The 23,356-nt window shown below is 70.5% G+C and carries 21 protein-coding genes and 1 riboswitch; of the genes, 4 read left to right on the plus strand and 17 right to left on the minus strand.

Going from position 1 to position 23,356, the window contains the following annotated elements:
- Positions 1 to 54: 54 nt before the first annotated feature.
- The 6 genes from OHA84_RS11560 to OHA84_RS11585 all read right to left on the minus strand — a co-directional run bounded on the left by OHA84_RS11560 (position 55) and on the right by OHA84_RS11585 (position 6,728).
- Entirely contained in the window at positions 55 to 1,197 is a 1,143-nt protein-coding gene (locus OHA84_RS11560) for a glycosyltransferase family 4 protein (protein WP_266947152.1), read from the minus strand.
- Positions 1,198 to 1,314: 117 nt separating this feature from the next.
- On the minus strand, positions 1,315 to 2,433 hold the full coding sequence (locus tag OHA84_RS11565; RefSeq protein WP_266971854.1) for a hypothetical protein: 1,119 nt from the start codon (positions 2,431 to 2,433) through the stop codon (positions 1,315 to 1,317).
- 25 nt (positions 2,434 to 2,458) lie between these two features.
- Complete coding sequence (locus OHA84_RS11570) at positions 2,459 to 3,502, minus strand: NlpC/P60 family protein (protein ID WP_053676056.1); 1,044 nt, start codon at positions 3,500 to 3,502, stop codon at positions 2,459 to 2,461.
- 253 nt (positions 3,503 to 3,755) lie between these two features.
- Complete coding sequence (locus OHA84_RS11575; RefSeq protein WP_053676134.1) at positions 3,756 to 4,796, minus strand: C40 family peptidase; 1,041 nt, start codon at positions 4,794 to 4,796, stop codon at positions 3,756 to 3,758.
- Between the two features lie 287 nt (positions 4,797 to 5,083).
- On the minus strand, positions 5,084 to 6,448 hold the full coding sequence (locus OHA84_RS11580) for an NYN domain-containing protein (protein ID WP_053676057.1): 1,365 nt from the start codon (positions 6,446 to 6,448) through the stop codon (positions 5,084 to 5,086).
- A gap of 40 nt (positions 6,449 to 6,488) precedes the next feature.
- Entirely contained in the window at positions 6,489 to 6,728 is a 240-nt protein-coding gene (locus tag OHA84_RS11585; RefSeq protein ID WP_053676058.1) for a hypothetical protein, read from the minus strand.
- 133 nt (positions 6,729 to 6,861) lie between these two features.
- Between OHA84_RS11585 and OHA84_RS11590 the strand changes: the two genes are divergently transcribed.
- Together OHA84_RS11590 and OHA84_RS11595 are read left to right on the plus strand one after the other, a co-directional pair.
- Positions 6,862 to 7,584 (plus strand): rhomboid family intramembrane serine protease, encoded by a 723-nt coding sequence (locus OHA84_RS11590; protein ID WP_053676135.1) that lies wholly within the window; start codon positions 6,862 to 6,864, stop codon positions 7,582 to 7,584.
- Positions 7,581 to 7,862: an Lrp/AsnC ligand binding domain-containing protein gene (locus OHA84_RS11595; protein WP_053676059.1), complete on the plus strand. Its 282-nt coding sequence runs from the start codon at positions 7,581 to 7,583 to the stop codon at positions 7,860 to 7,862. The genes OHA84_RS11590 and OHA84_RS11595 overlap by 4 nt, the downstream gene beginning before the upstream one ends.
- 179 nt (positions 7,863 to 8,041) lie before the next feature.
- Here OHA84_RS11595 and OHA84_RS11600 read toward each other — a convergent pair whose 3' ends face one another.
- From OHA84_RS11600 to OHA84_RS11625, 6 genes are all read right to left on the minus strand, one after another.
- Positions 8,042 to 9,427, minus strand: a complete 1,386-nt coding sequence (locus OHA84_RS11600; RefSeq protein ID WP_266971850.1) for an aminotransferase class V-fold PLP-dependent enzyme — start codon at positions 9,425 to 9,427, stop codon at positions 8,042 to 8,044.
- Between the two features lie 231 nt (positions 9,428 to 9,658).
- A riboswitch (SAM riboswitch) is annotated at positions 9,659 to 9,775 on the minus strand.
- A gap of 95 nt (positions 9,776 to 9,870) precedes the next feature.
- Positions 9,871 to 10,935: an anthranilate phosphoribosyltransferase gene (trpD, locus tag OHA84_RS11605; protein WP_266971848.1), complete on the minus strand. Its 1,065-nt coding sequence runs from the start codon at positions 10,933 to 10,935 to the stop codon at positions 9,871 to 9,873.
- Between the two features lie 190 nt (positions 10,936 to 11,125).
- Positions 11,126 to 12,757, minus strand: a complete 1,632-nt coding sequence (locus tag OHA84_RS11610) for a cytochrome bc complex cytochrome b subunit (protein WP_053676062.1) — start codon at positions 12,755 to 12,757, stop codon at positions 11,126 to 11,128.
- Positions 12,754 to 13,812: a ubiquinol-cytochrome c reductase iron-sulfur subunit gene (locus tag OHA84_RS11615; protein WP_053676063.1), complete on the minus strand. Its 1,059-nt coding sequence runs from the start codon at positions 13,810 to 13,812 to the stop codon at positions 12,754 to 12,756. Before OHA84_RS11615 ends, OHA84_RS11610 begins: the two co-directional genes overlap by 4 nt.
- A complete protein-coding gene (locus OHA84_RS11620; protein ID WP_053676064.1) occupies positions 13,809 to 14,618 on the minus strand; it encodes a c-type cytochrome in 810 nt (269 codons plus the stop codon). Before OHA84_RS11620 ends, OHA84_RS11615 begins: the two co-directional genes overlap by 4 nt.
- Before the next feature lie 76 nt (positions 14,619 to 14,694).
- The gene (locus OHA84_RS11625; protein ID WP_053676065.1) at positions 14,695 to 15,315 is read right to left on the minus strand and encodes a heme-copper oxidase subunit III; all 621 of its coding nucleotides are present in this window, start codon (positions 15,313 to 15,315) and stop codon (positions 14,695 to 14,697) included.
- Positions 15,316 to 15,515: 200 nt separating this feature from the next.
- On the opposite strand from OHA84_RS11625, the gene OHA84_RS11630 reads away from it, so the two are divergent.
- Complete coding sequence (locus tag OHA84_RS11630; protein ID WP_053676066.1) at positions 15,516 to 15,917, plus strand: hypothetical protein; 402 nt, start codon at positions 15,516 to 15,518, stop codon at positions 15,915 to 15,917.
- A 103-nt stretch (positions 15,918 to 16,020) separates the two neighbouring features.
- On the opposite strand, the gene OHA84_RS11635 is transcribed toward OHA84_RS11630, so the two are convergent.
- The 4 genes from OHA84_RS11635 to OHA84_RS11650 form a co-directional block, all read right to left on the minus strand.
- Entirely contained in the window at positions 16,021 to 17,268 is a 1,248-nt protein-coding gene (locus OHA84_RS11635; protein ID WP_053676067.1) for an Ig-like domain-containing protein, read from the minus strand.
- A gap of 119 nt (positions 17,269 to 17,387) precedes the next feature.
- Positions 17,388 to 17,786 carry a cytochrome c oxidase subunit 4 gene (locus OHA84_RS11640; protein ID WP_053676068.1) on the minus strand — a complete coding sequence of 133 codons (399 nt, stop codon included), beginning with the start codon at positions 17,784 to 17,786 and terminating at the stop codon, positions 17,388 to 17,390.
- The gene (ctaD, locus tag OHA84_RS11645; RefSeq protein WP_053676069.1) at positions 17,783 to 19,513 is read right to left on the minus strand and encodes a cytochrome c oxidase subunit I; all 1,731 of its coding nucleotides are present in this window, start codon (positions 19,511 to 19,513) and stop codon (positions 17,783 to 17,785) included. Before ctaD ends, OHA84_RS11640 begins: the two co-directional genes overlap by 4 nt.
- The gene (locus OHA84_RS11650; protein ID WP_053676070.1) at positions 19,510 to 20,520 is read right to left on the minus strand and encodes a cytochrome c oxidase subunit II; all 1,011 of its coding nucleotides are present in this window, start codon (positions 20,518 to 20,520) and stop codon (positions 19,510 to 19,512) included. The genes ctaD and OHA84_RS11650 overlap by 4 nt, the downstream gene beginning before the upstream one ends.
- Positions 20,521 to 20,803: 283 nt before the next feature.
- Here OHA84_RS11650 and OHA84_RS11655 point away from each other — a divergent pair, with 283 nt between their 5' ends.
- Complete coding sequence (locus OHA84_RS11655) at positions 20,804 to 22,183, plus strand: cysteine desulfurase/sulfurtransferase TusA family protein (RefSeq protein ID WP_266971843.1); 1,380 nt, start codon at positions 20,804 to 20,806, stop codon at positions 22,181 to 22,183.
- Positions 22,184 to 22,250: 67 nt separating this feature from the next.
- Here OHA84_RS11655 and OHA84_RS11660 read toward each other — a convergent pair whose 3' ends face one another.
- The gene (locus OHA84_RS11660; RefSeq protein ID WP_053676072.1) at positions 22,251 to 23,228 is read right to left on the minus strand and encodes a carbohydrate kinase family protein; all 978 of its coding nucleotides are present in this window, start codon (positions 23,226 to 23,228) and stop codon (positions 22,251 to 22,253) included.
- Between the last annotated feature and the right edge of the window lie 128 nt (positions 23,229 to 23,356).

A 23,356-nucleotide genomic window follows, 5' to 3' on the forward strand; every position in this document is an offset into this window, starting at 1 on the left:
ACCGGCCACGACGCACCGCCCGACGGCCGGAAGGTCCCCCTTGGGGGCGGAACCTCAGAGCAGCTCGCGCAGGCGCTCGGCGAGCAGGTCCCAGCGCCACTTCTCCTCGACCCACGCGCGGCCCCGCTCGCCCATGCCGCGGCGCAGCTCCGGGTCCAGCAGCAGGGTGGCGATCCGGTCGGCCGCCTCCTCCGGGGAGCCGCCCCGGACCACCCAGCCGGTCTCCCCGTCCAGCACCGCGTCGGGGGCGCCGCCCGAGTCGCCCGCGACCACCGGGAGCCCCGTCGCGGAGGCCTCCAGGTACACGATCCCGAGCCCCTCGACGTCCAGTCCCCCGCGCCGGGTCCGGCACGGCATCGCGAAGACGTCACCGGCGCCGTAGTGCGCGGGCAGCTCCGACCACGGGACCGCCCCGGTGAAGACCACGGAGTCGGCCACGCCCGTGTCGGCCGCGAGCCGACGCAGGTCGGCCTCGTACGGGCCGCCGCCCACGATCAGCAGCACGGCGTCGGGCACCGCGGCCAGGATCCGGGGCATGGCCTCGATGAGGGTGTCCTGTCCCTTGCGCGGGACCAGCCGGGACACGCACACCACCACGGGCCGCTCGGCGAGCCCGAGCCGCGCCCGGACCTCGGCCCCGCCCGACCCCGGGTGGAAGGTCTTCTCGTCGACGCCCGGCGGGAGTTGGACCATCCGGGCGGCCGCCCGGTCCGTGACCGCCGAGGCGATCCGCGCGCGGGTGTACTCCCCCAGGTAGGTCAGGGTGTCGGTGCCCTCGCCGATCCGCCGCAGCAACTGCCGCGCGGCCGGCAACTGGGCCCAGCCGGCCTCGTGCCCGTGCGTGGTCGCGACCAGCCGGCGCGCCCCCGCCCGGCGCAGCGCGGGCCCCATCAGCCCGAGCGGCGCGGCCGCGCCGAACCACACCGACTCGCAGCCGTGTTCGCGCAGCAGGCCGACGGCCCGCCGGGTCACCCGCGGGGTCGGCAGCAGCATCGTCGTGCGGTCGCGCACCACCTGGAAGGGCTGCTCCGCGTCGAAGGCCTCGGTGGCCTCGCGGCCCTCGGCGCCGTGCTTCCAGGTGGAGGCGTAGACGACGATCCGGTCGGGATCCAGGCGCAGCGCCATGTTGTGCAGGAAGGCCTGGATGCCGCCGGGTCGCGGCGGGAAGTCGTTGGTCACGATCAGCGTCTTGTGCATCGTCAGCCAAAGTACCGGACGGTCCGGCGCGCACCCGCGCGGTCCCCGCCGAGCCTGTCCGCCCGCGCCGGCACGCCCCCTGCCCAGGCCTGGCGGGGTGTCCCCGCGGCCGGGGGGCTACCGGGCTCCCAGTTCCCCGCTCAGGGCCGCCTGCCAGGCCGTCGTCAGGCCCGCCAGGTCGCCGCCGATCGTGTCCGCCAGCGCCGTGGGCAGCGGCTCGCGGCCCGCCGACCCGTAGAGCCGGACCAGCGTGGCGTCGCCCCACTTGGCCGCGATCAGCCGGCAGGCCAGCCAGGAGCCCTCGTACGCGCGCGCCAGCGCGTCCGGGTCCCCGCCGAACGCGAAGGCCTCGTTCGAGGGCAGCGCGGCCGGCAGTTCGCCGCGCCGCACCGCCCGCCCCAGCGCGGGCGCCGCCTCGGCCGGCGTGCTCGGGGTGTCCCGGTAGGCCACCCAGTCCGCGAAGCCCTCGGACAGCCACAGCGGGGTCCCGGCGGTGGTCGCGGCGCGGGTGGCCACGTGGGTGACCTCGTGGGTGAGCACGATCCGGCGGCCCGCCCCCGACAACTGGGCGTACCCCTCGGGGTTGACGACCACCCGGTCGGCCGGCGCGGGCCCGGCGCCCGCCTTGCCGGTGGTGACGGCCCCCATGCCCCGGTACGCGGCGGCGGGCTGCCCCAGCAGTGCGGCCATGGCGTCCAGCGTGCCCGGGACCAGCACCACCACCCGCCCCGCCCAGGGTCCCGGCCAGGCGGAGTCGACGGCGGGCACCGCCCGGTCGGCCTCGGCGGCGATCCCGGACAGGGTCTGCCGGGTCTGTCCCACGCCGAGCACCAGCGCGTGCGCGCCCCGGACCACGGTCGGGTCGCCCTGGTCCCACAGTTGCGGCGGGGCTCCGGGGGCGGGCCGGTCGCCGGTCACCCGCCAGGTCCCGTCGTCCCGGGTCAGGTCGACCTCGCGCGCCGACTCGGCGGGGGCCGCGTCGTGGCCGGTCAGCCGGTAGTGGAGCCGGGCCCGCGCGAGTGCCCGGTCACCGTCCCGCCGGACCGAGGTGACCTCGTACGACCAGCCCTCCAGCGGGATCCCGGCGAGGCGCGCGGGCGGGGCCGAGGACCAGTCGGCCACGGCACGCCGGACGCCGGGGTCCAGGGGTGCGGCGCCGGACAGGCCGCATCCGACCAGGAGCGCGCACAGCAGCAGGGGCAGGACTCGTACGACCGGCCGATGACGCGGGAGCATCGGTCGATCGTACGCAGCGTCCGCCTCAGGGCCGTGTCACCGAGGACACCGGCATCATGCCGACGGGGTCGTAGCGCACCCGCGCGCCCGGGTAGGGGGCGTGGACCACCTGGCCGTTGCCGACGTACATGCCGACGTGGCTGGCGTCCGAGCGGTACGTCACCAGGTCGCCGGGCCGGGCCTGCGACAGCGGCACCTGCCGGCCCGCGTGCCGCTGCGCCTGCGAGGTGCGCGGCAGCGAGACGCCGGCCTGGCGGTAGGACCACACCATCAGCCCGGAACAGTCGAAGCCGGAGGGGCCGGTGGAACCCCACACGTACGGGCGACCCACGGCGGCCCGGGCCGCCATCACGGCGGTCGCGGCCCGGCCCGAGGACGCGCCGGCGGAGGTGATCTCGGGGAACGGGCCGGGCCGGTCGCCGGAGCGCGAGGCGCGCTCGAAGTCGGCCCGTTCCCGCGAGGGCATCGCGTTCAGCAGCCGGCGGGCGGCGGCGAGCTTGGCGGTGACGGACCTCTTGTGTCGGGCGACGTCGGCGCGCAGGGCGTCCAGCTCGGCGAGCTTGTGGGAGGCCTCCCGGCGTTGCACGGCGATCCGGCGCTGCTCGTCGCGGAGTTCGTCGAGTTGGTCGGCCTGGCGGTCGCCGAGCCGGCCGAGGACGGCCGCCTTGTCGAGGTAGTCGTCGGGGTTGTCCGACAGCATCAGCGAGAGGGTGGGGTCCATGCCGTCCGAGCGGTACTGGGCTCCGGCGAAGGCGCCGAGGACCCCGCGCATGGTGTTGATGCGGTCCTGGCCCCGGGCGACGGAGTCCTGGGCGCGGCTGATCTCGGCGCGGAGCCGGTCGGCCTTCTCGCCGGCCTCGTTGAACCGCTCGGTGGCCTGTTCGGCTTCCTCGAAGAGCCGGTCGACCCGGGCGCGGGCGCCCGCCGAGGGGTCCTGCGGGAGACCGGGGGCCGCGCCGGCGGGTGCTCCCGTCAGGGCGACCGCGACGGTGGCCGCTGCGGCGGTGAGGACGGAGATCTTCGTGTTCCGGTCGAGGCCGGTGAGGCCGGACCGGCGATGGGACGCCACGGGGAACCGCTCCCTTCCGCTTGCGCGGGGCCCGGGTCCGCCCTCCGTGGACGGCCGTGTGCCGGGTTCCGCGCTGGCAGACAGTAGCGGCGCGACGGGGCGCCGACCAACGACCGTCGGGGGCCGGACACACGGGCGCCCCGCAGGAGACGCAGGTCACCGGCGGGGCGTGCGGTCACGGCGGGGCCGCGCAATTCGCCCGGATGGGCGGTGTCCGGCACGCCTCCCCGGTGCGGGGAGGCGCCGGGCGGGGTCAGCCGACGCGGACGCCGAACTGGAAAGGCATGTTCCTCATGGCTTCGTACTTGACGCCGCCCCTGGGGTTGGAGGCGTGGAAGACCTGGCCGTTGCCCGCGTAGAGGCCGACGTGGTGCAGGTCGTCGTAGAAGAAGACCAGGTCACCGGGCTGGAGCTGGCTCTCGCCGATGCGCGTGCCGTCGTTGACCTGCGTGAAGGTGGTGCGGCTGATCTGGACGCCGGCCTGTCCGTAGGCCCACTGCGCCAGGCTGGAGCAGTCCCAGTACGCCATGCCGGTGGAGCCCAGGTTGTAGCCCTTGCCCTCCTGGGTCAGGGCGGCGGCGAGCGCCTGCGCGGCCCGCCCGGAGCCCTTCACCGCACCGGGCTTGGCGCCCCCGCCGGCGGCCTTGGCGGCCTCCTCGCCCGCCTTGGCCTCCGCGGCCTTCAGCTGCGAACGCTCCTGCTCCGTCAGCGAGTTGAGGTGGGCCTGGGCCTCGGCGAGCTTGCGCTGGGCGGTGGTCTTCTTCTCGGCCAGTTCCTTGCGGGTGGCGTCGAGGTCGGCGAGCTTGGTCCCGGCCTCCGCGCGCTGCTGCGCCAGGGTCCTCTGCTTGGTCTGGATCTGGGATATCGCCTCGACCTGCTTGCCGCTCATCTGCTGGAGCATGGAGGACTTGTCGAGGTAGTCCTGGGGGTTCTCGGAGAGGAACAGTTGCAGCGACTGGTCGAGGCCGCCGCCGCGGTACTGGGCCGTGGCCATCGAACCGAGCGTGCTGCGCAGGTCGTTGAGCTCCGCCTGGCCGCGCGCGACCTGGTCCTGGAGCCGGCCGATCTCCTTCTCCAGCTTGTCCTGGCGGTCCTTGGCCGCGTTGGCCTTCTCGCCGGCCTGCTCGGACTCCTCGTAGAGGGCGTCGACCTGTTCCTTGACCTCGTCCTTCTTCGGCTTGTCCGGGGCGGCGTGGGCCGACTGGGCGGAGAGGGCGACGGCCGCGGTGGCGAGGGCGGTGAGGACGCTCACGCGCGTGCGGGTCGGCGGCTTGGGTCGACGGTGGGACGCCACGAACGCGAGCTCCTTCATCCTGGAGCCGCCGAAGAGGGTCACACACTCGGCAGCGCGCCTTCGCCGACACCCCGAATGAGTGAACGACCGCACGAAGGTTTGAACAGACCCTAGTGACCCGGCTGTGATCAGTTCAAATCCCCGAAGGCAAAATTCCGGTCGCCGACCGGCTTCTTTACCGTCTTCGCACGCTCCGTACCGGTCAGTTGACGGTACGTTCCCTTCGCTGGCCCACCAATACCGGCATTGCGCACAGCCGTTGCAGGAAGGGACAGAAGCCGCAGGTACTACGAAACTCGGGCGAGCCGCTTCAACAGCAGCGCGGACGTCACCGGCCGGGCACCCGCCTTCGCCACCCCGTCCGCGACCTCCCGGTCCGTGGAGACCACGACCACGGGCCGGCCGGCGGGCTCGGCCCGCACCAACTGGCGGATCAGCTCGTCCGCCGTCACCCCCGCCTTGGAGAACAGCACCCGCACCCCGCGCGGCGGGGCGAGCAGCACCGGCGCCGCCAGTTCCGCGCCGTCGAAGACACACGTCATCTCCGCACCCGTCTGCGCGGCCAGCATCGAGAGGCCGCCGAGCAGCCGGAGCCGCTGCTTCTCCAGCGGCATCGTCGGGTAGCCGGTCTTGGTCACGTTGTAGCCGTCGATCACCAGATGCGCCTGGGGCAGCGCCAACAACTGGTCCAGCAGCGCCGGATCGGTCTCCGACAAGGCCCGCGCCGCGATGTCCTTCGGGGTCATCCGGCCCGGCTCCACCGCCTCCACGGTGTCCGCGGGCCGGGTGGACACGGGCGGCAGCGCCAGCTCACGGCGCAGTCCGGCCGCCGCGTCCAACACGGTGTCCAGGAGCAGCCGCAGCCGCATGTCCTCGATGCTGCGTCCCTCGCGGGTGGCCCGGCGCGAGGTCTCCAGCGCCGATTCCACCTCCGCGAGGCGGGACTTGAGCCGCCGCGTCTCGCTCTCGGCGGCCGTCACCTGCGCCGCCGCCTCACCGCGGATCCCGTCGATCTCGGCGTTGATCTTGCGCAGCGCGGCCTCGCCGCGCTTGACGTCGCTGAGGGCGCTGCGCAGTTTGCGCTGAAGCGATTCCGCTTCCTTGCGCGCCGCGTCCAGCTCGCCGCGCACCTGCTCACCGCCGCTGCGCTGCAGTTCGCGTACGTGCGCCAGCTCCTCGCGGAGCCGCTCCAGTTCGCGCCGGGTCTCGTCGCCGACCCGCTCGGCGTCGGCGCGCTGCGCCTCCTCGCCGGCGGCGGCCACCAGCTTGACCCAGCCGGCCGGCCGCAGCACGTACGCGGCGGCCGCCACGTCCAGCGGATCGGCGGCGGCGGGCGGGGCCCCGGACTCCAGGGCCCCGGCCAGCTCGGCCTGGGCCTCGCGGAGCTTCTCGGCGACCCGGCCGCGGAAGACGGCGTCCGTCTCCACCGCCGCGGCCATCGCGTTGCCCGCGAACTTGGCACGCCGGGTCGGGGTGAACCGGGCGTACTGGCGCAGCTGCGCCGGGAGGTCCCCGACCGTCAGTCCGCCGAAGGCGTCCGAGACGAGGGCGACGACCCTGCGCCGCACGCCTTCCGGCAGCGGGCGGTCGAGCACCTCGGCGGCGTCGCCGGCCGCGTCGGCCGGCTCAGCGCCGCTTGCTGGCTCCACAATCCGTCACCCCTACCGTGATCTACCTGTGGGCCCGGCTCCTTCAGGAGTCCGCGCCCGGCCTGTCCACGAGCTCGATCTGGTCCACCGCGTTGCACCAGCGACAGCGAACCGACTCGATGGTCTCATTGACCACCTCTCGCTCCTCGACCTTGGGCTCCCCGGCGAGGTCCAGGTGGATGTACTCCACGACCTTCGACGAACGGGTCACGTCGAAACGCGTGAGGTTGCCGCACAGGGTGCAGCGCCACCGGGTGGTGTCGGTCGGCTGGGGAACCGTCATCAGGCCGCTCTCTCCTTCGTGGCTCTTTCAGTTTCAATTAAAGCGGCCCGCTGAGCCGTACGGCGGACCGCAGCTTGTAACCCTACGGCCTGCCACCGCTCCGAGGGGGTCCGGTTGGGTCATGCTCGGTCGCATGATCGTAAGGTGGCAGGCCGTCCGCGAGGCCTCCAGGGGCCCGGTGATCACCCATGCGCTGATCGCCGGCTGCTGCGTGGTGTTCCTCCTCGGTCCCGCCTCGGGCATGAATCCGGTCTACGGGACCGGCGACGAGCTGCTCGCGCGGGGCACCGACTACTTCCGGCGCTGGGGTGTGGTCCCCGATCAACTCCTCTCCGGATCGGCCAGGGCGCTGCTCACCCCGCTGACCGCGCTGTTCGTCCACGGCAGCTGGCTGCACCTGCTGGGCAACATGCTCTTCCTGTACGTCTTCGGCGCGATGACGGAGGCCCGGATGGGCCGCCCGGCCTTCCTCGTCTTCTACGTCTGTACGGGCTACCTCGCCCTGGGCGCCTACGCGGCGGCCAACGCCTCCTCCGACCAGACCCTGGTCGGGGCGTCCGGCGCGATCTCCGCGGTGCTCGGGGCGTTCCTGTGCCTGTTCCCCCGCGCCCGGGTCACGAGCCTGTTCCCGTTCCTGTTCTTCCTGCCGCTGCGCTTCCCCGCCTGGATCGTGCTGGTGTTCTGGTTCGCGTTGCAGTGGGTGGCGGCGCACCGGGCGGAAAGCGGTCCGGGGGTCGCCTATCTGGCCCACGTGGTGGGCTTCTCCCTGGGCTTCGGCTACGCGTGGGTGCGCTACCGGCGTACGACTAGAGTGAGGCGACCAGTGACTGCCGGCGAGGGAGACAGCCAACCGTGATCACCGCGATCGTGCTCATCAAGACCAGCGTGGACCGGATCCCCGAGATCGCCGAGGCCATCGCCGCGCTGGACAGCGTCAGCGAGGTCTACTCCGTCACCGGCACCTACGACCTGATCGCCCTGGTCCGGGTGGCCCGCCACGAGAACCTCGCGGACATCATCCCGGGCAGCATCAGCAAGATCCCGGGCGTCGAGGCCACGGACACGCACGTGGCGTTCCGCACGTACTCCCAGCACGACCTGGAAGCCGCCTTCGCGATCGGCCTCGACGCGTAGTTTCCGGCCCGGGCGTGTCGAGGCCCGGCAGCCCTCGCGACGACCGAAGGCCCCGGCGGGAATCCTCCCGACCGGGGCGCGCGGCGTTCAGGGGCCGACGCGGACGGTCGGCAGGGGGTTCGGGCGGTGGGCACGGGGTCGGGCGGACGACAACACCGGGTCGGACGGCCGGGACGGGCTCAGACGGCCGGGACGCAGCGGCCCTCTTCGGTGTGGTACCGCCACTTGGCCCCGTCGGTGACGAGTTCCCTGACCGCGCCGACGAACCGCTCGACGTGCTCGTCGGGGGTACCGGCGCCGAAGCTGACGCGGATCGCGTTGAGCGAGCGCTCCCCCGGGCCGGCCTCCGGCGCCCCGCACTCGCCCGGCTCCTGCGGCTCGCTGCCGAGCAGGGTGCGGACCAGCGGGTGGGCGCAGAACAGGCCGTCGCGGACGCCGATGCCGTACTCCGCGGAGAGGGCGGCGGCGAAGTGCGAGCTGTTCCATCCGTCGACGACGAAGGAGATGACGCCGACGCGCGGGGCGTCGTCGCCGAAGAGGGACAGCACGCGGACCGCCGGGACGTCGGCCAGGCCCTCGCGGACCTTCGCGATGAGGTGGTTCTCGCGGGCGACCAGGTTCTCGAACCCGGCCTCCTTCAGGGCGCGGCAGGCGGAGGCGATGGAGTAGACGCCGATGACGTTCGGGGAACCGGCCTCGTGGCGGGCGGCCGTGGTGTGCCACTCGACGTCCACGCCGCCGTCCTCCCGGCGGGCCACCTTGCGGGAGGCGCCACCGCCGGCCAGGTACGGCTCGGCGGCCTGGAGCCAGTCCGCGCGGCCGGCGAGCACGCCCGAGCCGAAGGGCGCGTACAGCTTGTGTCCGGAGAAGGCCACCCAGTCCACGTCGAGTTCCCGCACGGAGACGGGGTGGTGCGGGGCCAACTGGGCGGCGTCCAGCACGATCCGCGCTCCGTGGGCGTGCGCCGCCGCGGCGAGTTCCCGTACGGGCCACAGCTCACCGGTGACGTTGGACGCGCCGGTCACGCACACCAGCGCGGGACCGTACGGGTCGCGCCCGGCCAGCGCCCGCTCCAGGGTCTCGACGGCCTGGGCCGGGGTGCGCGGCGCGTTGAGGTAGGTGACCTGCGCGTCCCCCCAGGGCAGCAGGGAGGCGTGGTGCTCGGTCTCGAAGACGAAGACCTGGCAGTCGGCCGGGAGCGCGGCGGCGAGCAGGTTCAGGGAGTCGGTGGTGGACCGCGTGAAGATCACCTGGTCCTCGGCGCGGCAGTCGAGGAACTCCGCGACGGTGACCCGGCTCTGCTCGAACAGGTCGGTGGAGAGCTGCGAGAGGTAGCCGGCGCCCCGGTGCACGCTGCCGTAGTAGGGGGCGTAGGCCGCCACGTCGTCCCAGACGCGCTGGAGGGCGGGGGCGCTGGCCGCGTAGTCGAGGGCGGCGTAGGTGACCTCGCCGCCGGTGACGAGCGGCACGGTGACGTCGCGGCCGAGGACGGGCAGCGGCTCGACACAGGCGGGGTCGACGGCGACGTCGGCGGCGGTGACGGCGGTGTTCAGGGATGCGGACATGGCGGAATCTCCCGGCAGGCAGGGCTGAATGGCTTCGGTGTGCCCGTACGCGGGTACGGCTCGGCGGCCGACCGGAGGGGTACGGGGATGACCTCGGAGCACGGGGAGGGCGTACACGGGTACGCGAAAGAAGACCCTGTTCCGAGGGGTGAAGAAGGGGCGGAGCCGCCCTATCGCATTCGCTTGCTCACGGAAACGCTCCTCGAGAGACCAGGATCCCTGGTGTCGAGGGATCCGCGCTTGCCGTAGACCTCACTGCCTACGGCCTGGTCATCACCCGGGGCACCCCGCCACGGAAGGAGGGTTGCCGGACAGCAAGCCGGGGCCTAAACGCTGTCACTCGTGACCTGGGCAGAATCCTGCCACACGATGCGTCGTGCGCAAGACCCCGGTCCGCATCGTGGACCGGGGTCGGCTGTTTCACGCCTTTCGGACGAGCCGCACTACGCGTTGCTGGCCAGCACCCAACGCTCCAGCGCGGCGCGCGCCGATCCCGAGTCGATGGACTGCGCCGCCCGGGTGATGCCGGCCGCGATCTGCTCCTCCAGCGAGCCGGTGCCCGGGTCCAGCGCCACCAGGGCGGCGGCCGAGTTCAGCAGGACGGCGTCGCGCACGGGGCCGGTCTCACCCGCGAGCAGGCGCCGGGCCACGTCCGCGTTGTACGAGGGGTCCTCGCCCCGCAGCGCGGACACGTCGACCACGTCGATCCCCACGTCGCGCGGGTCGAAGGGCAGCTCGGTGACCGATCCGTCCCGCACCCACCACACCCGGGAGGTGCCGGTGGTGGTCAGCTCGTCGAGGCCGTCGTCGCCCCGGAACACGAGCGCCGAGGAGCCGCGTTCGGCGAGGACGCCCGCGACGATGGGCGCCACCCGGGGGTCGGCCACGCCGGTCGCCTGGGCGCGGACGCGGGCCGGGTTGGTCAGCGGGCCGAGGAAGTTGAACAGGGTCCGGATGCCCAGCTCCTTGCGCGCCGCCGCCACGTGCCGCAGCGCGGGGTGGAACTTCACGGCGAAGCAGAAGGTGATGCCGGCCTCCTCGGCGACCTGCACCACGCGCGCGGGGGTGAGGTCGAGGTTGACGCCGAGCTTCTCCAGGACGTCCGAGGAGCCGCTCGCGGAGGAGGCGGCCCGGTTGCCGTGCTTGACGACCTTGGCGCCGGCGCCGGCCACCACGATCGCCGACATCGTGGAGATGTTCACCGTCTTGGCCCCGTCGCCGCCGGTTCCGACGATGTCCACCGTCCGGCCGGGCACCTCGATCAGGTTGGCGTGCTCGTACATGCTCCCGACGAGCCCGGCGATCTCCTCGACGGTCTCGCCCTTGGCCCGCAGCGCCACCACGAACCCGGCGATCTGGGCGTCGGTGGCCTCGCCGCGCATGATCGTGTCCATGGCCCAGGCGGTGTCCTCGGCGCGCAGGTCCCGGCCGGTCAGCAGGGCGTCGAGCACGCCCGGCCAACCGCGGGCCGCCACGCTGTCGCCGCCTGCCGGGGTCACAACGTCCATGGTCCGCTCCTGCGCTAGTGGGCCGCCCCGTGCTCGCCGCCCACGTCTGATGGGAAGGGTCTCAGCCTATCCAGCCGCGCAGGACGGCAAAGAGCCCCGTCCAGGGTCTGGACGGGGCTCTCGCCGTGGCGACACCAGGATTGACCGAAATCAATCCCTCATGCGGGTGCGGTCAAACGCTCACGCGGGATCAGTGGTGGCCGTGGCCACTCTGGATCTCCTTGTACTCCTCCACCGTGGGCTTCGGAATCTGGTTGTTCTCCGCGTAGAAGCCCTTGCTGAGCTTCGCGCGGAGCTTCTCCGCGGCCGTGAGCTTGCGCTCGACACCGTTCTCGTCGACCGTCGGGCCCAGCTCGATCGGTCGGTACTGCTCGTGCGCGGTGAGCGTGTGCAGCTGGGACTGCGGGAGCGGCTCGTGGACCTCGACGAACTCACCGTGCGGCAGGCGCTTGATGACACCGGTCTCGCGACCGTGCAGCACCTTGTCGTGGTCCCGGCGCTGAAGGCCGAGGCAGATCCGCTTGGTGACGATGAAGGCGAGGACCGGGACGACGAAGAAGCCGATCCGGACGAACCAGGTGATCGAGTTGATCGACAGGTGGAAGTACTGGGCGAACATGTCGTTGCCGCCGCCGATGAGGAGCACGATGTACTCCGCGATCCAGGCGACACCGAAGCCCGTACGGGTCGGGACGTTGCGCGGGCGGTCCAGGATGTGGTGCTCGCGCTTGTCCCCGGTGACCCAGGACTCGATGAACGGCCAGACGGCGATGGCGCCCAGCACCAGCGGGAAGAGCAGCAGCGGGATGAACACGCCCAGGACGAGGGTGTGGCCCCACAGGTTGATCTCCCAGCCCGGCATGGCTCGGATCAGGCCTTCCGGCATGCCCATGTACCAGTCGGGCTGCGCGCCGGTGGACACGTGGTCCGGGCGGTACGGGCCGAGCGCCCAGATCGGGTTGATCGAGGCGAGCGCCGCGATGGCCGCGATGACACCGAAGACCAGGAAGAAGAAGCCCCCGGCCTTGGCCATGTAGACCGGCAGCAGCGGCATGCCGACGACGTTCTTGTTCGTCTTGCCGGGGCCGGCGTACTGGGTGTGCTTGTGGAACACGACCAGGATCAGGTGGGCGACCAACAGGCCCATCATGATGCCGGGCAGCAGCAGGATGTGGACCGAGTAGAACCGCGCGACGAAGTCGCCGCCCGGGAACTCCCCGCCGAAGAGGAACATCGACAGGTAGGTGCCCACGACCGGGACCGACAGGATGGCGCCCTGCATGAAGCGGACACCGGTACCCGAGAGCAGGTCGTCCGGCAGCGAGTAACCGGTGAAACCGGTGAACATGCCGAGGACCAGCAGCAGGAAGCCGAAGATCCAGTTGACCTCGCGGGGCTTGCGGAACGCACCCGTGAAGAAGACGCGCATCATGTGCACGACCATGGCCGCGACGAAGATCAGCGCCGCCCAGTGGTGGATCTGCCGGATGAGCAGACCGCCGCGGACGTCGAAGCTGATGTCCAGGGTCGAGGCGAAGGCCTCGGACATCTGGACGCCCTGCATCGGCACGTACGAGCCGTGGTACACGACCTCGTTCATGCTCGGGTGGAAGAACAGCGTCAGGTACACACCCGTGAGGATGATGATGACGAAGGCGTAGAGGCAGATCTCACCCAGCATGAAGGACCAGTGGTCCGGGAAGATCTTGCGCATGTTCGCCTTGGCGAGGCCGTAGATGCCCAGGCGACCGTCCGCCCAGTCCGCTACGCGCTCGCCGGCGGGCGCTTTGCGCGCGCTGGTGTCAGTGGTGGCAGTGCTCATCCGCGCTCCCAGAAAGCAGGACCGACGGGCTCTTCGAAGTCGCCGAGCGCCTCGAGGAAACCTTCGTCATTGACGCCGATCCGCAGCTGCGGAAGCGCGTGACCAGCCGGGCCGAAGATGACTCGGGCGCCGTCGGAGAGGTCGAAGGTGGACTGGTGGCACGGGCAGAGCACGTGGTGCGTCTGCTGCTCGTACAGGCTGATCGGGCAGCCGACGTGGGTGCAGATCTTGGAGTAGGCGACGATCCCGTCGTGGGACCACTCCAGCTCCTGCTTGTCCTTGATGTCGTCCGGCTGGATGCGGACGATCATCAGGGCGGCCTTGGCGATCTGGGTCTGGAAGTCGTGCTGCTCCTCCTCCAGGCCTTCCGGCCGGGCGAAGGTGAGCGAACCGACGATGACGTCCTCGGGACGCAGCGGCTCGTTCGTGTTGTCGTTGATGAGCAGCTTGCCCTTGGCCCACATGGTCTTGCGGAGCTTGTCCTCGGGCAGCGGGCCCAGGTCGCGCATCAGGATGACGCCGGAGAGCGGCAGCAGGGCCAGCGCGCCGAACATCGTGTTGCGGATCAGCTTGCGTCGACCGATGTCGGACTCGCGCGCGCCGTCGGCGAAGTCCGCGAGGACCTTCGCCTTGACCTCCGGCGGGGAGGCGATGGCGTGCCGCTCGTCGGCGACCTCGACGTCGGACATCAGGGTGCGGGCCCAGTGGACCGCGCCCGCGCCGATGCAGAAGAGGGCCACGCCCAGGGTCAGACCCAGGGCGAAGTTCAGGCCGCTCACCTTCCCGACGGGGAAGATGTAGACGATCTTGTCGATCGGGATGGCCACGTACGAGGCGATGAAGCCGATCGTGGCCAGCATCGACAGCGTGAACAGCATCGCGACCGTACGCTCGGACCGCTTGGCGGCCCGCTCGTCGATGTCCTGGATGCGCGGCTTGTGGACCGGAAGGCCCGGGTCGGCGAACGGATCGTCCGCGACCGCTACGCCACCGTGGTGCGCGTCGCCCTGCTCGCTCGGCAGGTGCTTCTCTTCGGGAATGTCTTGGCTACTCATGACTTCTTGGCCTTAGCGGTGTGGGCCGCGACCCAGACGGCGACAGCGATCAACGCACCCAGACCGAAGATCCAGCCGAACAGACCCTCGGACACGGGGCCGAGGCCACCGAGCTTGAGACCACCGGGGCTGTTCGACTTCTCGCCGTTCACGTTCTGGAGGTACGCGATGATGTCCTTCTTCTGCTTCTCCGGCATGGTGCTGTCCGGGAAGGAGGGCATGTTCTGCGGGCCGGTGAGCATGGCCTCGTAGATGTGCTTCGGCTCGACGCCCTCAAGGTTGGGGGCGTACTTGCCGTGCGTCAGGGCGCCGCCCTCGCCGGTGAAGTTGTGGCACTGCGCGCAGTTGTTGCGGAACAGTTCACCACCCTTGGCGATGTCGGCCCCTGCCGGGTCGTACTGCTTCTCGGTCGGCGTGATCGGGCCGGCGCCGAGAGACGAGATGTACGCGGCCAGCTGGTCGATCTGGGCCTGCGAGTAGATCACGGGCTTCTTCGGCACCTGGGCGCCGGGCTGCTGGGCGGGCATGCGGCCCGTGCTCACCTGGAAGTCGACGGCCGCGGAGCCGACGCCGACCAGGCTCGGGCCGTCAGAGGAACCCTGACCGCCGGTTCCGTGGCAGCTTGCGCAGCCCACGGCGTAGAGCTTCTTGCCCTCCTCGATGGCGAGGGACTGGGCGGTTTCATCGGCCTGCGCCTTGCCCGCGGGGGCAAAGGCGGCGTAAAGCCCCCCAGTGGCCGCCAGCGCGAAGAGTAGAACGACGACCGCCGCCAGCGGATGGCGTCGTCGTGCGGAGAGCTTTTTCACGGATTACCCCGGTGTCAGGATCTTCTGCGTCGGTGTTTCTGGATGGAGTGCCGGGTCGGGCCCGGCGACGTGTTCGCTACTTGATCAGGTAGATCGTCGCGAAGAGGCCGATCCAGACGACATCGACGAAGTGCCAGTAGTAGGACACGACGATGGCCGACGTGGCCTGTTCGTGGGTGAACCTCTTGGCCGCGTACGTCCGGCCGAGGACCAGCAGGAAGGCGATGAGACCGCCCGTCACGTGCATGCCGTGGAAGCCGGTGGTCAGGTAGAACACCGATCCGTACGGGCCGGACGAGAGAGACATGCCCTCGTGCTTGACCAGCTCGGTGTACTCGAACACCTGGCCGCCAATGAAGATCGCACCCATGACGAACGTGATGATGAACCACGTCCGGAGCTTCTTCACGTCACCGCGCTCGGCTGCGAACACGCCGAGCTGGCAGGTGAGCGAGGAGAGCACCAGGATCGTTGTGTTCGTCGCCGAGAAGGGCAGATTCAAGGCCGAGGCCTGTTCTGTCCAGTACTCGGCACCCGTCACTGATCGCAGGGTGAAGTACATCGCGAAGAGGGCCGCGAAGAACATCAGCTCGGAACTCAACCAGATGATGGTTCCGACGCTGACGAGGTTCGGCCGGTTGACCGTCGGGTGCGCGTGCCCGGTATCTACTGTCGTTGCTGTCGCCACGACCGACATTATGTCGGTCGCTTATCCCGCCCTCACCCCGGGGGGTGCCGTTCGGAGTGTCAGGGGCGTGTGCAAGGCCCGAACGGCCCATCAGATCGGGTGGTGGACGGGTACTCGCGAGGCTGTGCGAACCGATGTTGACACCGGGTCGGACGGAGTAGCATCCCGCGCAACATCAACGTGATTCACGGGACACGTGGAGGAACGAAATGCGGGCGACTGCGCGAGTTCTGGTCTACAGCGACGACGCGGGCACCCGGGAGCAGGTGCGGCTGGCCGCCGGACGCAGGCCGGCCGCGGACCTGCCGCCGGTGGAGTTCCTGGAGTGCGCGACCCTTCCGGCGGTCCTGTCCGCCCTGGACGCGGGCGGCATCGACGTGTGCGTGCTGGACGGGGAGGCCGTCCCCGCCGGGGGCATGGGCGTGTGCCGGCAGATCAAGGACGAGATCTTCCGCTGCCCGCCGGTCCTGCTGCTCATGGGGCGCCCCCAGGACGCCTGGCTGGCCACCTGGAGCCGCGCGGACGCCGCGGTGACCCTCCCGGTGGACCCGGTGGACTTCCCGGAGGTCCTGGCGGGCCTGCTGCGGCCTCGGCTGGCCCTGGACGCGTAAAGGCGCGGGACGAAGGAGAAGCGGCCCACGGGAGCCCGTACGGGCTCCCGTGGGCCGATCGAGGGCCTCTTTCGGGGGGTTCCGCGCGCCCGCGCGCGCCGGTTCAGACCTGCGGGCGGAGTCGGGCCTGGTCGACGGGGCTGCGACCGTCCTGCGTGCCCTTGAGGAGGGCGCTGCCCTCGCGCCACTCCTTCCACTCCATGTTCCAGTCGCCGAAGCCGTTCCCGAAGGTGTCCATGTCGTCGCCGATGCTGTTGATCACCTTGACGACGTCGCCCTCGGTGATGTTCTCGTAGAACCAGGCGGCGTTGCCCGTGCTCATGCCGGTGCAGCCGTGGCTGACGTTCTCGTAGCCCTGGGAGCCGACGGACCACGGGGCCGCGTGCACGTATTCACCACTCCAGGTGACGCGCGTCGCGTAGTAGACGGGCAGGTTGTAGTACTCGCTGCCGCCGATGCCGACGGTGTCGCCGCGCATCTGGACGAAGTACTGCTTGCCCAGGACCACTTTGATCCCGTTTCGGGTGGAGAAGCCCGGCTTTCCGGTGGTCACCGGAATGGTGTTGATCACTTCTCCGTTGCGCCGGAAGGTCAGGTAGTGCGAGGAGGCGTCGGTGGTGACCTCGACGCGGTCGCCGATCTCCAGCTTCAGCGGCTTGGCCGCGGCGCCGTAGAGGTCGTCGGTGATCCGGACGCCCTCCAGGTTGCTCCGTACGGACACGGTGGTGTTGGCCGGCCAGTACTCCTTGGGTCTGAAGTGCAGGTTCTTGTCGTCGACCCAGTGCCAGGCGCCCTCGACGCCCTCCGGTGTGTCGACGACCAGGCCGCGCTCGACCAGCGCGCGGGCGGCCTTGTCCTTGACGGGCTCGTTGAGTTCGGCCGTGATGGGCTGCCCGACGCCGTACTTGCCCTCCTCGGGCCCGAATTCGACCTGGAGGACCCCTTTGGAGGGTGTGGTGTCGAACGCCATCGTGCGCTGCCCCGGAGCGCCCCTCTCGTCCTCCGTGTTGACGGTGACGGTGTAGCGGACGCCGGCGGCCAGCGGGACCGTGCTGTGCCAGCGCTCGCCGGTGGCGGTGAGTTCGCCGGCCAGGCGGCGGCCGTGGGTGTCCACGACGGTGACGTCGGTGATCCGGCCGCCGCCGCTCTTCGCGGTGATCTCCAGCGGCCGGTTGTGGTCCACCGGTCGTCCGCCGGCTTTCTGGTTGAAGGCGACCTGCTCGCCCGCGTCAAACGGGCGGGCGGACAGCGGGTTCTCCTCTTCGGACCCACAGGCGGTGGCGCCGGCCCCGAGGGACGCGACCAGCAGGGAGCAGCCGATTACCGTCCAAAGACGCGGTGAGTGGTTCATGGGACTAACGCTATGAAGATATGACAATTACGGCGCGCGGGGTGACTGCAAACGAGGGGCCCGGACTCCTCTGTTCGAGGTGTCCGGGCCCCTGGTGTCGTGCGTGGGTGCCGCTTTCGCTACTGGTTCTGGTTCTCACCGCGGTAGTACTCGTACACCCAGCCCCACAGGCCGATCACGATGATCGGGGCCGAGAAGTACATGAGCCACCAGCCGAAGATGACGCCCATGAAGGCGAGCGCGCCACCGATGGCCAGCGAGAGCGGCTGCCAGCTGTGCGGGGAGAAGAACCCCAGCTCGCCCGCCTCGTCGGCGACGTCGGCCTCCAGGTTGTCCTGGGCCATCTCGTCGACGCGCTTGGCCGTGAAGGCCAGGTAGTAGCCGATCATGACGCTCAGGCCGAAGGCCAGGAAGAGCGCGGTGGTGCCTACGGGCTCCTTCGACCACACGCCGTACACGACGGCCATGATCAGGATGAAGAAGGAGAGCCAGAGGAACATCTTGCCCTGGATCTTCACTTGCCGGCCTCCTTGCCACCGGTGACGGCCTTGGTGCCGGCGCCGTGGTCCTCAAGGTGGTCGAGGGCCGCGATCTCCGGGTGGTGCAGGTCGAACGCCGGGGACTCGGAACGAATCCGCGGAAGGGTGAGGAAGTTGTGCCGCGGCGGCGGGCAGGAAGTCGCCCATTCGAGCGAACGGCCGTAGCCCCACGGGTCGTCGACCTCGACCTTCTTCCCGTACTTCGCCGTCTTCCAGACGTTGTACATGAAGGGCAGCATCGACAGGCCGAGCAGGAACGAGCTGATCGTGGAGATCGTGTTCAGCGCGGTGAAGCCGTCGGCCTCGAGGTAGTCGGCGTAACGACGCGCCATGCCCTCGGCGCCCAGCCAGTGCTGCACCAGGAAGGTGCCGTGGAAGCCGACGAACAGCGTCCAGAACGTGATCTTGCCGAGGCGCTCGTCCAGCATCTTGCCCGTGAACTTCGGCCACCAGAAGTGGAAGCCGGAGAACATCGCGAACACCACGGTGCCGAAGATCACGTAGTGGAAGTGCGCGACGACGAAGTACGAGTCGGAGACGTGGAAGTCCATCGGGGGCGAGGCCAGGATGACGCCGGTCAGACCACCGAAGGTGAAGGTGATCAGGAAGCCGACGGCCCAGAGCATCGGGGTCTCGAAGGACAACGAGCCCTTCCACATGGTGCCGATCCAGTTGAAGAACTTCACACCGGTCGGTACCGCGATCAGGAAGGTCATGAAGGAGAAGAACGGCAGCAGCACACCGCCGGTGACGTACATGTGGTGGGCCCACACCGTCACCGAGAGGCCGGCGATGGCGATCGTCGCGGCGATCAGGCCGATGTAACCGAACATCGGCTTGCGCGAGAAGACCGGGATGACCTCGGAGATGATGCCGAAGAAGGGCAAGGCGATGATGTACACCTCTGGGTGTCCGAAGAACCAGAAGAGGTGTTGCCACAGCAAGGCACCGCCGTTGGCCGCGTCGAAGACGTGCGCACCGAACTTCCGGTCGGCCTCCAGCGCGAAGAGCGCGGCGGCGAGGACCGGGAAGGCGAGCAGGACCAGGACACCGGTCAGCAGCACGTTCCAGGTGAAGATCGGCATGCGGAACATCGTCATGCCGGGCGCGCGCATGCAGATGATCGTGGTGATGAAGTTGACCGAGCCGAGGATCGTGCCGAAGCCGGAGAAGGCCAGACCCATGATCCACATGTCGGCGCCGATGCCCGGCGAACGCACCGCGTCCGACAGGGGCGAGTAGGCGAACCAACCGAAGTCGGCCGCGCCGTTCGGCGTCACGAAGCCGGCGACCGCGATGGTCGAGCCGAAGAGGTACAGCCAGTACGCGAACATGTTCAGCCGCGGGAACGCCACGTCGGGCGCGCCGATCTGCAGCGGCATGATCCAGTTCGCGAAGCCCGCGAAGAGCGGGGTGGCGAACATCAGCAGCATGATCGTGCCATGCATGGTGAACGCCTGGTTGAACTGCTCGTTCGACATGATCTGCGTACCCGGACGGGCCAGCTCGGCGCGCATGAAGAGCGCCATGATCCCGCCGATGATGAAGAACACGAACGACGTGATCAGGTACATCGTGCCGATGGTCTTGTGGTCGGTGGTGGTCAACCACTTCACGACGACATTGCCCGGCTGCTTGCGCCGTACCGGCAGCTCGTTCTCATACGAGTCGGCGGCGGCACCCTGAGATTCGTTGAGGATGCTCACAGTTTGTTCGTCTCCGAGTTCCGGGCCGGGTCGGTCTGCTTGATGCCGGCCGGCAGGAAGCCGGTCTGCCCCTTCTCGGCCAGTTCCTTCAGGTGCGCCTGGTACTTCTCCGGCGAGACGACCTTCACGTTGAAGAGCATCCGGGAGTGGTCGACACCACAGAGCTCGGCGCACTTGCCCATGAAGGTGCCCTCCTGGGAGGGGGTCACCTCGAAGACGTTGGTGTGGCCGGGGATGACGTCCTGCTTGAACAGGAAGGGAACCACCCAGAACGAGTGGATGACGTCATTGGACGAGAGGATGAAGCGGACCTTCTCGCCCTTGGGGAGCCAGAGGGTCGGACCCGGGTTGCCCGTCTGCGGGTTCCGGTCACCGGGGACGCCCTGGGTGTAGACGCCTTCGGCGCCCTTGGGGAAGTCCTTGGCGAAGCGGTCCGGGATGGAGGCGAGCTCCTTGGGGACCGGGACGGCCCCCTCCTTCTTCTCCTCTCCGACCGACGGGGCCGGCAGCTTCGGGGTCGCGGGGTCGCCGTCGACGTCCTCGATGTAGTTGAAGCCCCAGCTCCACTGGTAGCCGACCACGTTGATGGTGTGGGCGGGCTTGGAGAGGGCGAGCAACTTCGACTCGTCACGCGCGGTGAAGTAGAAGAGCACCGAGACGATGATGAGCGGGACCACGGTGTACAGCGCCTCGATGGGCATGTTGTACCGGGTCTGCGCCGGAACCTCGATCTTCGTGCGGCTGCGCCGGTGGAAGATGACGCTCCACAGGATCAGGCCCCACACCAGGATGCCCGTGATCAGCGCGGCAGCCCAGGATCCCTGCCAGAGGGAGAGAATGCGCGGCGCCTCCTCAGTTACCGGAGTCGGCATTCCGAGGCGAGGGAAGTCTTTCCATGTATACGAGCAACCAGTGGCGGTCGCCAGGACCACGCCCGCAGTCAGCGCCTGGAGCAGCTTCCGCCGCATCGGGCGCCGCGGCGAGCGGTCGGAGCCGTAGGGACTCACGTAGCGCCTTCCCGAGAGTCTCGGCCCGCGTGGCTGGCCGCGGCCGTATTCGGGTCGGTCGCCGGCCCTGACGCAGGCAGGGGTTTGGATGTTTATGCGGACCAAACCCTACTGGACGCTATTTGGGGTCGCGCGGGGAGGGTGCCCAACGCGCCGCTACTGACCCCGAAGGGATGGATCCGCCGTCCGGGGGACGGGCCATCCGGCCCTGAATGGCGCACTCCGGCGGACAACTGACGGCCCCTGACCTCGGGCGTCCCCGGCCGCCGGTTAGCGTGGCCGGATGCCGTACTTCGACACCGCCTCAGCCGCCCCGCTGCACCCTGTGGCCCGTCAGGCGCTGCTGGCCGCCCTGGACGAGGGCTGGGCCGACCCGGCCCGGCTGTACCGGGAGGGCCGCCGCGCCCGGTTGCTGTTGGACGCGGCGCGCGAGGCCGCCGCCGAGGCGGTGGGCTGTCGCCCCGACGAGCTGGTGTTCACTCCTTCGGGGACGCACGCGGTTCACACGGGCCTCGCCGGAGCCCTGGCCGGACGCCGGCGGGTCGGCGGGCACCTGGTGGTGTCGGCGGTCGAACACAGTTCGGTACTGCACGCCGCCGAGGTGCACGCGGCCGGCGGCGGCACGGTCACCGAGGTGCCGGTCGACCGCTTCGGCGCGGTCAACCCGGCGGAGTACGCCGCCGTGCTCGGCCCGACCACGGCGCTGGCCTGTCTCCAGTCGGCCAATCACGAGGTGGGCACCGTCCAGCCGGTGGCGGAGGTCGCCGAGGTGTGCGGCGCGGCCGGGGTGCCGTTGCTGGTGGACGCGGCGCAGTCGCTGGCGTGGGGCCGGGTGGAGGGCGGGTGGTCGCTGCTCACCGCGAGCGCCCACAAGTGGGGTGGTCCGCCCGGGGTCGGGCTGTTGGCCGCCCGCAAGGGGGTCCGTTTCTCCCCCCAAGGGCCTTCGGACGAAAGGGAGTCGGGCCGCTCCCCCGGTTTCGTCAATCTACCCGCGATCGTGGCGGCGGCCGCCTCGCTGCGGGCGGTGCGCGCCGAGGCCGATGTGGAGGCGGCCCGACTGCGGGTGCTGGTGGACCGGATCCGGAGGCGGGTGGCCCGGTTGGTGCCGGACGTGGAGGTGGTCGGCGACCCGGACCGGCGGTTGCCGCACCTGGTCACGTTCTCCTGCCTGTACGTCGACGGGGAGACCCTGCTGCACGAGCTGGACCGGGCGGGCTACTCGGTGTCCTCCGGCTCCTCCTGCACCAGTTCGACCCTGACGCCTTCGCACGTGCTGCGGGCCATGGGGGTGCTGTCGGAGGGGAACGTACGGGTGTCCCTGCCGCCCGGGACCACCGCCGACGACGTGAACGGCTTCCTGGAGGTCCTGCCGCGCGCGGTGGCCGACGTCCGGGAGAAGCTCGGGGTGAGCGAGCCGGAGCCGTGCGCGCCGGTCGCGGACGCGGTGCGCCTCGACGCCCTGGGGCTGCGCTGCCCCCAGCCGGTGATCGAACTGGCCCGGGCGATCGTGACGGTGCCGGTGGGCGGCACGGTGACGGTCGTGTCGGACGACGAGGTCGCCCGCCTGGACATCCCGGCGTGGTGCGCGATGCGCGGCCACGCCTACCTGGGCGAGACGGCGGCCGAGGTGGGCGTGGCGTACGCGGTCCGCCGGCTGCGCTGACCCGTGCGGCCGGGGACGTACGGCCGGGAGCGCGGCGGGAGTGCTCCCGCCGCGCCGTCGGGCGGCCTTACGCCGAGAGGTGGGACCGGACCTCGGCCGCGGCCTCGTCGCCGTACGCCTTGGTGAAGCGCTCCATGAAGTGCGCCCGCGCCAGCGTGTACTCCTGCGTGCCCAGCGTCTCGATGACCAGCGTGGCGAGCATGCAGCCCACCTGCGCCGCCCGCTCCAGGCCGACGCCCCAGCCCAGGCCCGTCAGGAAACCGGCGCGGAAGGCGTCGCCGACGCCCGTCGGGTCCACCTTGGCGGTCTCCTCGGGGCAGCCGACGACGATCGGCTCCTCGCCGACCCGGTCGATCCGCACGCCCTGGGAGCCCAGCGTCGTCACCCGGGTGCCGACCTTGGCCAGGATCTCCGCGTCGGTCCAGCCGGACTTCGACTCGATGAGGCCTTTCTCGTACTCGTTCGAGAAGAGGTACGTCGCGCCCTCCATCAGGGTGCGGATGTTGTCGCCGTCCATGCGGGCGATCTGCTGCGAGAAGTCGGCGGCGAAGGGGATCCCGCGCGTGCGGCACTCCTCGGTGTGGCGCAGCATCGCCTCGGGGTCGTCGGCGCCGATGAGGACGAGGTCCAGCCCGCCCACCCGGTCGGCGACGGCCTTCAGCTCGATCAGCCGGGCCTCGCTCATCGCGCCCGTGTAGAAGGAGCCGATCTGGTTGTGGTCGGCGTCCGTCGTGCAGACGAAGCGCGCGGTGTGCAGCACCTCGGAGATCCGCACGGACTCGGTGTCGACCCCGTTGCGGTCCAGCCACGCGCGGTACTCGTCGAAGTCCGAGCCGGCCGCGCCGACCAGGACGGGACGACTGCCGAGCTGACCCATTCCGAAGCAGATGTTCGGGCCGACACCGCCCCGCCGTACGTCGAGGTTGTCCACGAGGAAGGAGAGGGAGACCGTGTGCAACTGGTCCGCGACCAGCTGATCGGCGAAACGGCCGGGGAAGGTCATGAGGTGGTCGGTGGCGATGGAGCCGGTGACTGCGATGCGCACGGCGTGGATGCTCCTGCGGAGGGCGGCAAGGGGGACATTCAAAACTACCCGGTCCCCGACGCCAGGCCGACCGTACGAAACTACCCCGTAGTAGGCCTTTCTTCGCCCGCCGGGCCGGGCCTACGGTG

Origin of the sequence: Streptomyces sp. NBC_00513 (genome assembly GCF_041431415.1) — a bacterium.
GTDB lineage: Bacteria > Actinomycetota > Actinomycetes > Streptomycetales > Streptomycetaceae > Streptomyces.

Coding starts and splice junctions, on each gene's coding strand:
- OHA84_RS11560 (WP_266947152.1), bottom strand. CDS start 1,197: ATGCACAAGACGCTGATCGTGACCAACGACTTCCCGCCGCGACCCGGC.
- OHA84_RS11565 (WP_266971854.1), bottom strand. CDS start 2,433: ATGCTCCCGCGTCATCGGCCGGTCGTACGAGTCCTGCCCCTGCTGCTG.
- OHA84_RS11585 (WP_053676058.1), bottom strand. CDS start 6,728: ATGACGGTTCCCCAGCCGACCGACACCACCCGGTGGCGCTGCACCCTG.
- OHA84_RS11590 (WP_053676135.1), top strand. CDS start 6,862: ATGATCGTAAGGTGGCAGGCCGTCCGCGAGGCCTCCAGGGGCCCGGTG.
- OHA84_RS11600 (WP_266971850.1), bottom strand. CDS start 9,427: ATGTCCGCATCCCTGAACACCGCCGTCACCGCCGCCGACGTCGCCGTC.
- trpD (WP_266971848.1), bottom strand. CDS start 10,935: ATGGACGTTGTGACCCCGGCAGGCGGCGACAGCGTGGCGGCCCGCGGT.
- OHA84_RS11610 (WP_053676062.1), bottom strand. CDS start 12,757: ATGAGCACTGCCACCACTGACACCAGCGCGCGCAAAGCGCCCGCCGGC.
- OHA84_RS11615 (WP_053676063.1), bottom strand. CDS start 13,812: ATGAGTAGCCAAGACATTCCCGAAGAGAAGCACCTGCCGAGCGAGCAG.
- OHA84_RS11625 (WP_053676065.1), bottom strand. CDS start 15,315: ATGTCGGTCGTGGCGACAGCAACGACAGTAGATACCGGGCACGCGCAC.
- OHA84_RS11630 (WP_053676066.1), top strand. CDS start 15,516: ATGCGGGCGACTGCGCGAGTTCTGGTCTACAGCGACGACGCGGGCACC.
- OHA84_RS11635 (WP_053676067.1), bottom strand. CDS start 17,268: ATGAACCACTCACCGCGTCTTTGGACGGTAATCGGCTGCTCCCTGCTG.
- OHA84_RS11655 (WP_266971843.1), top strand. CDS start 20,804: ATGCCGTACTTCGACACCGCCTCAGCCGCCCCGCTGCACCCTGTGGCC.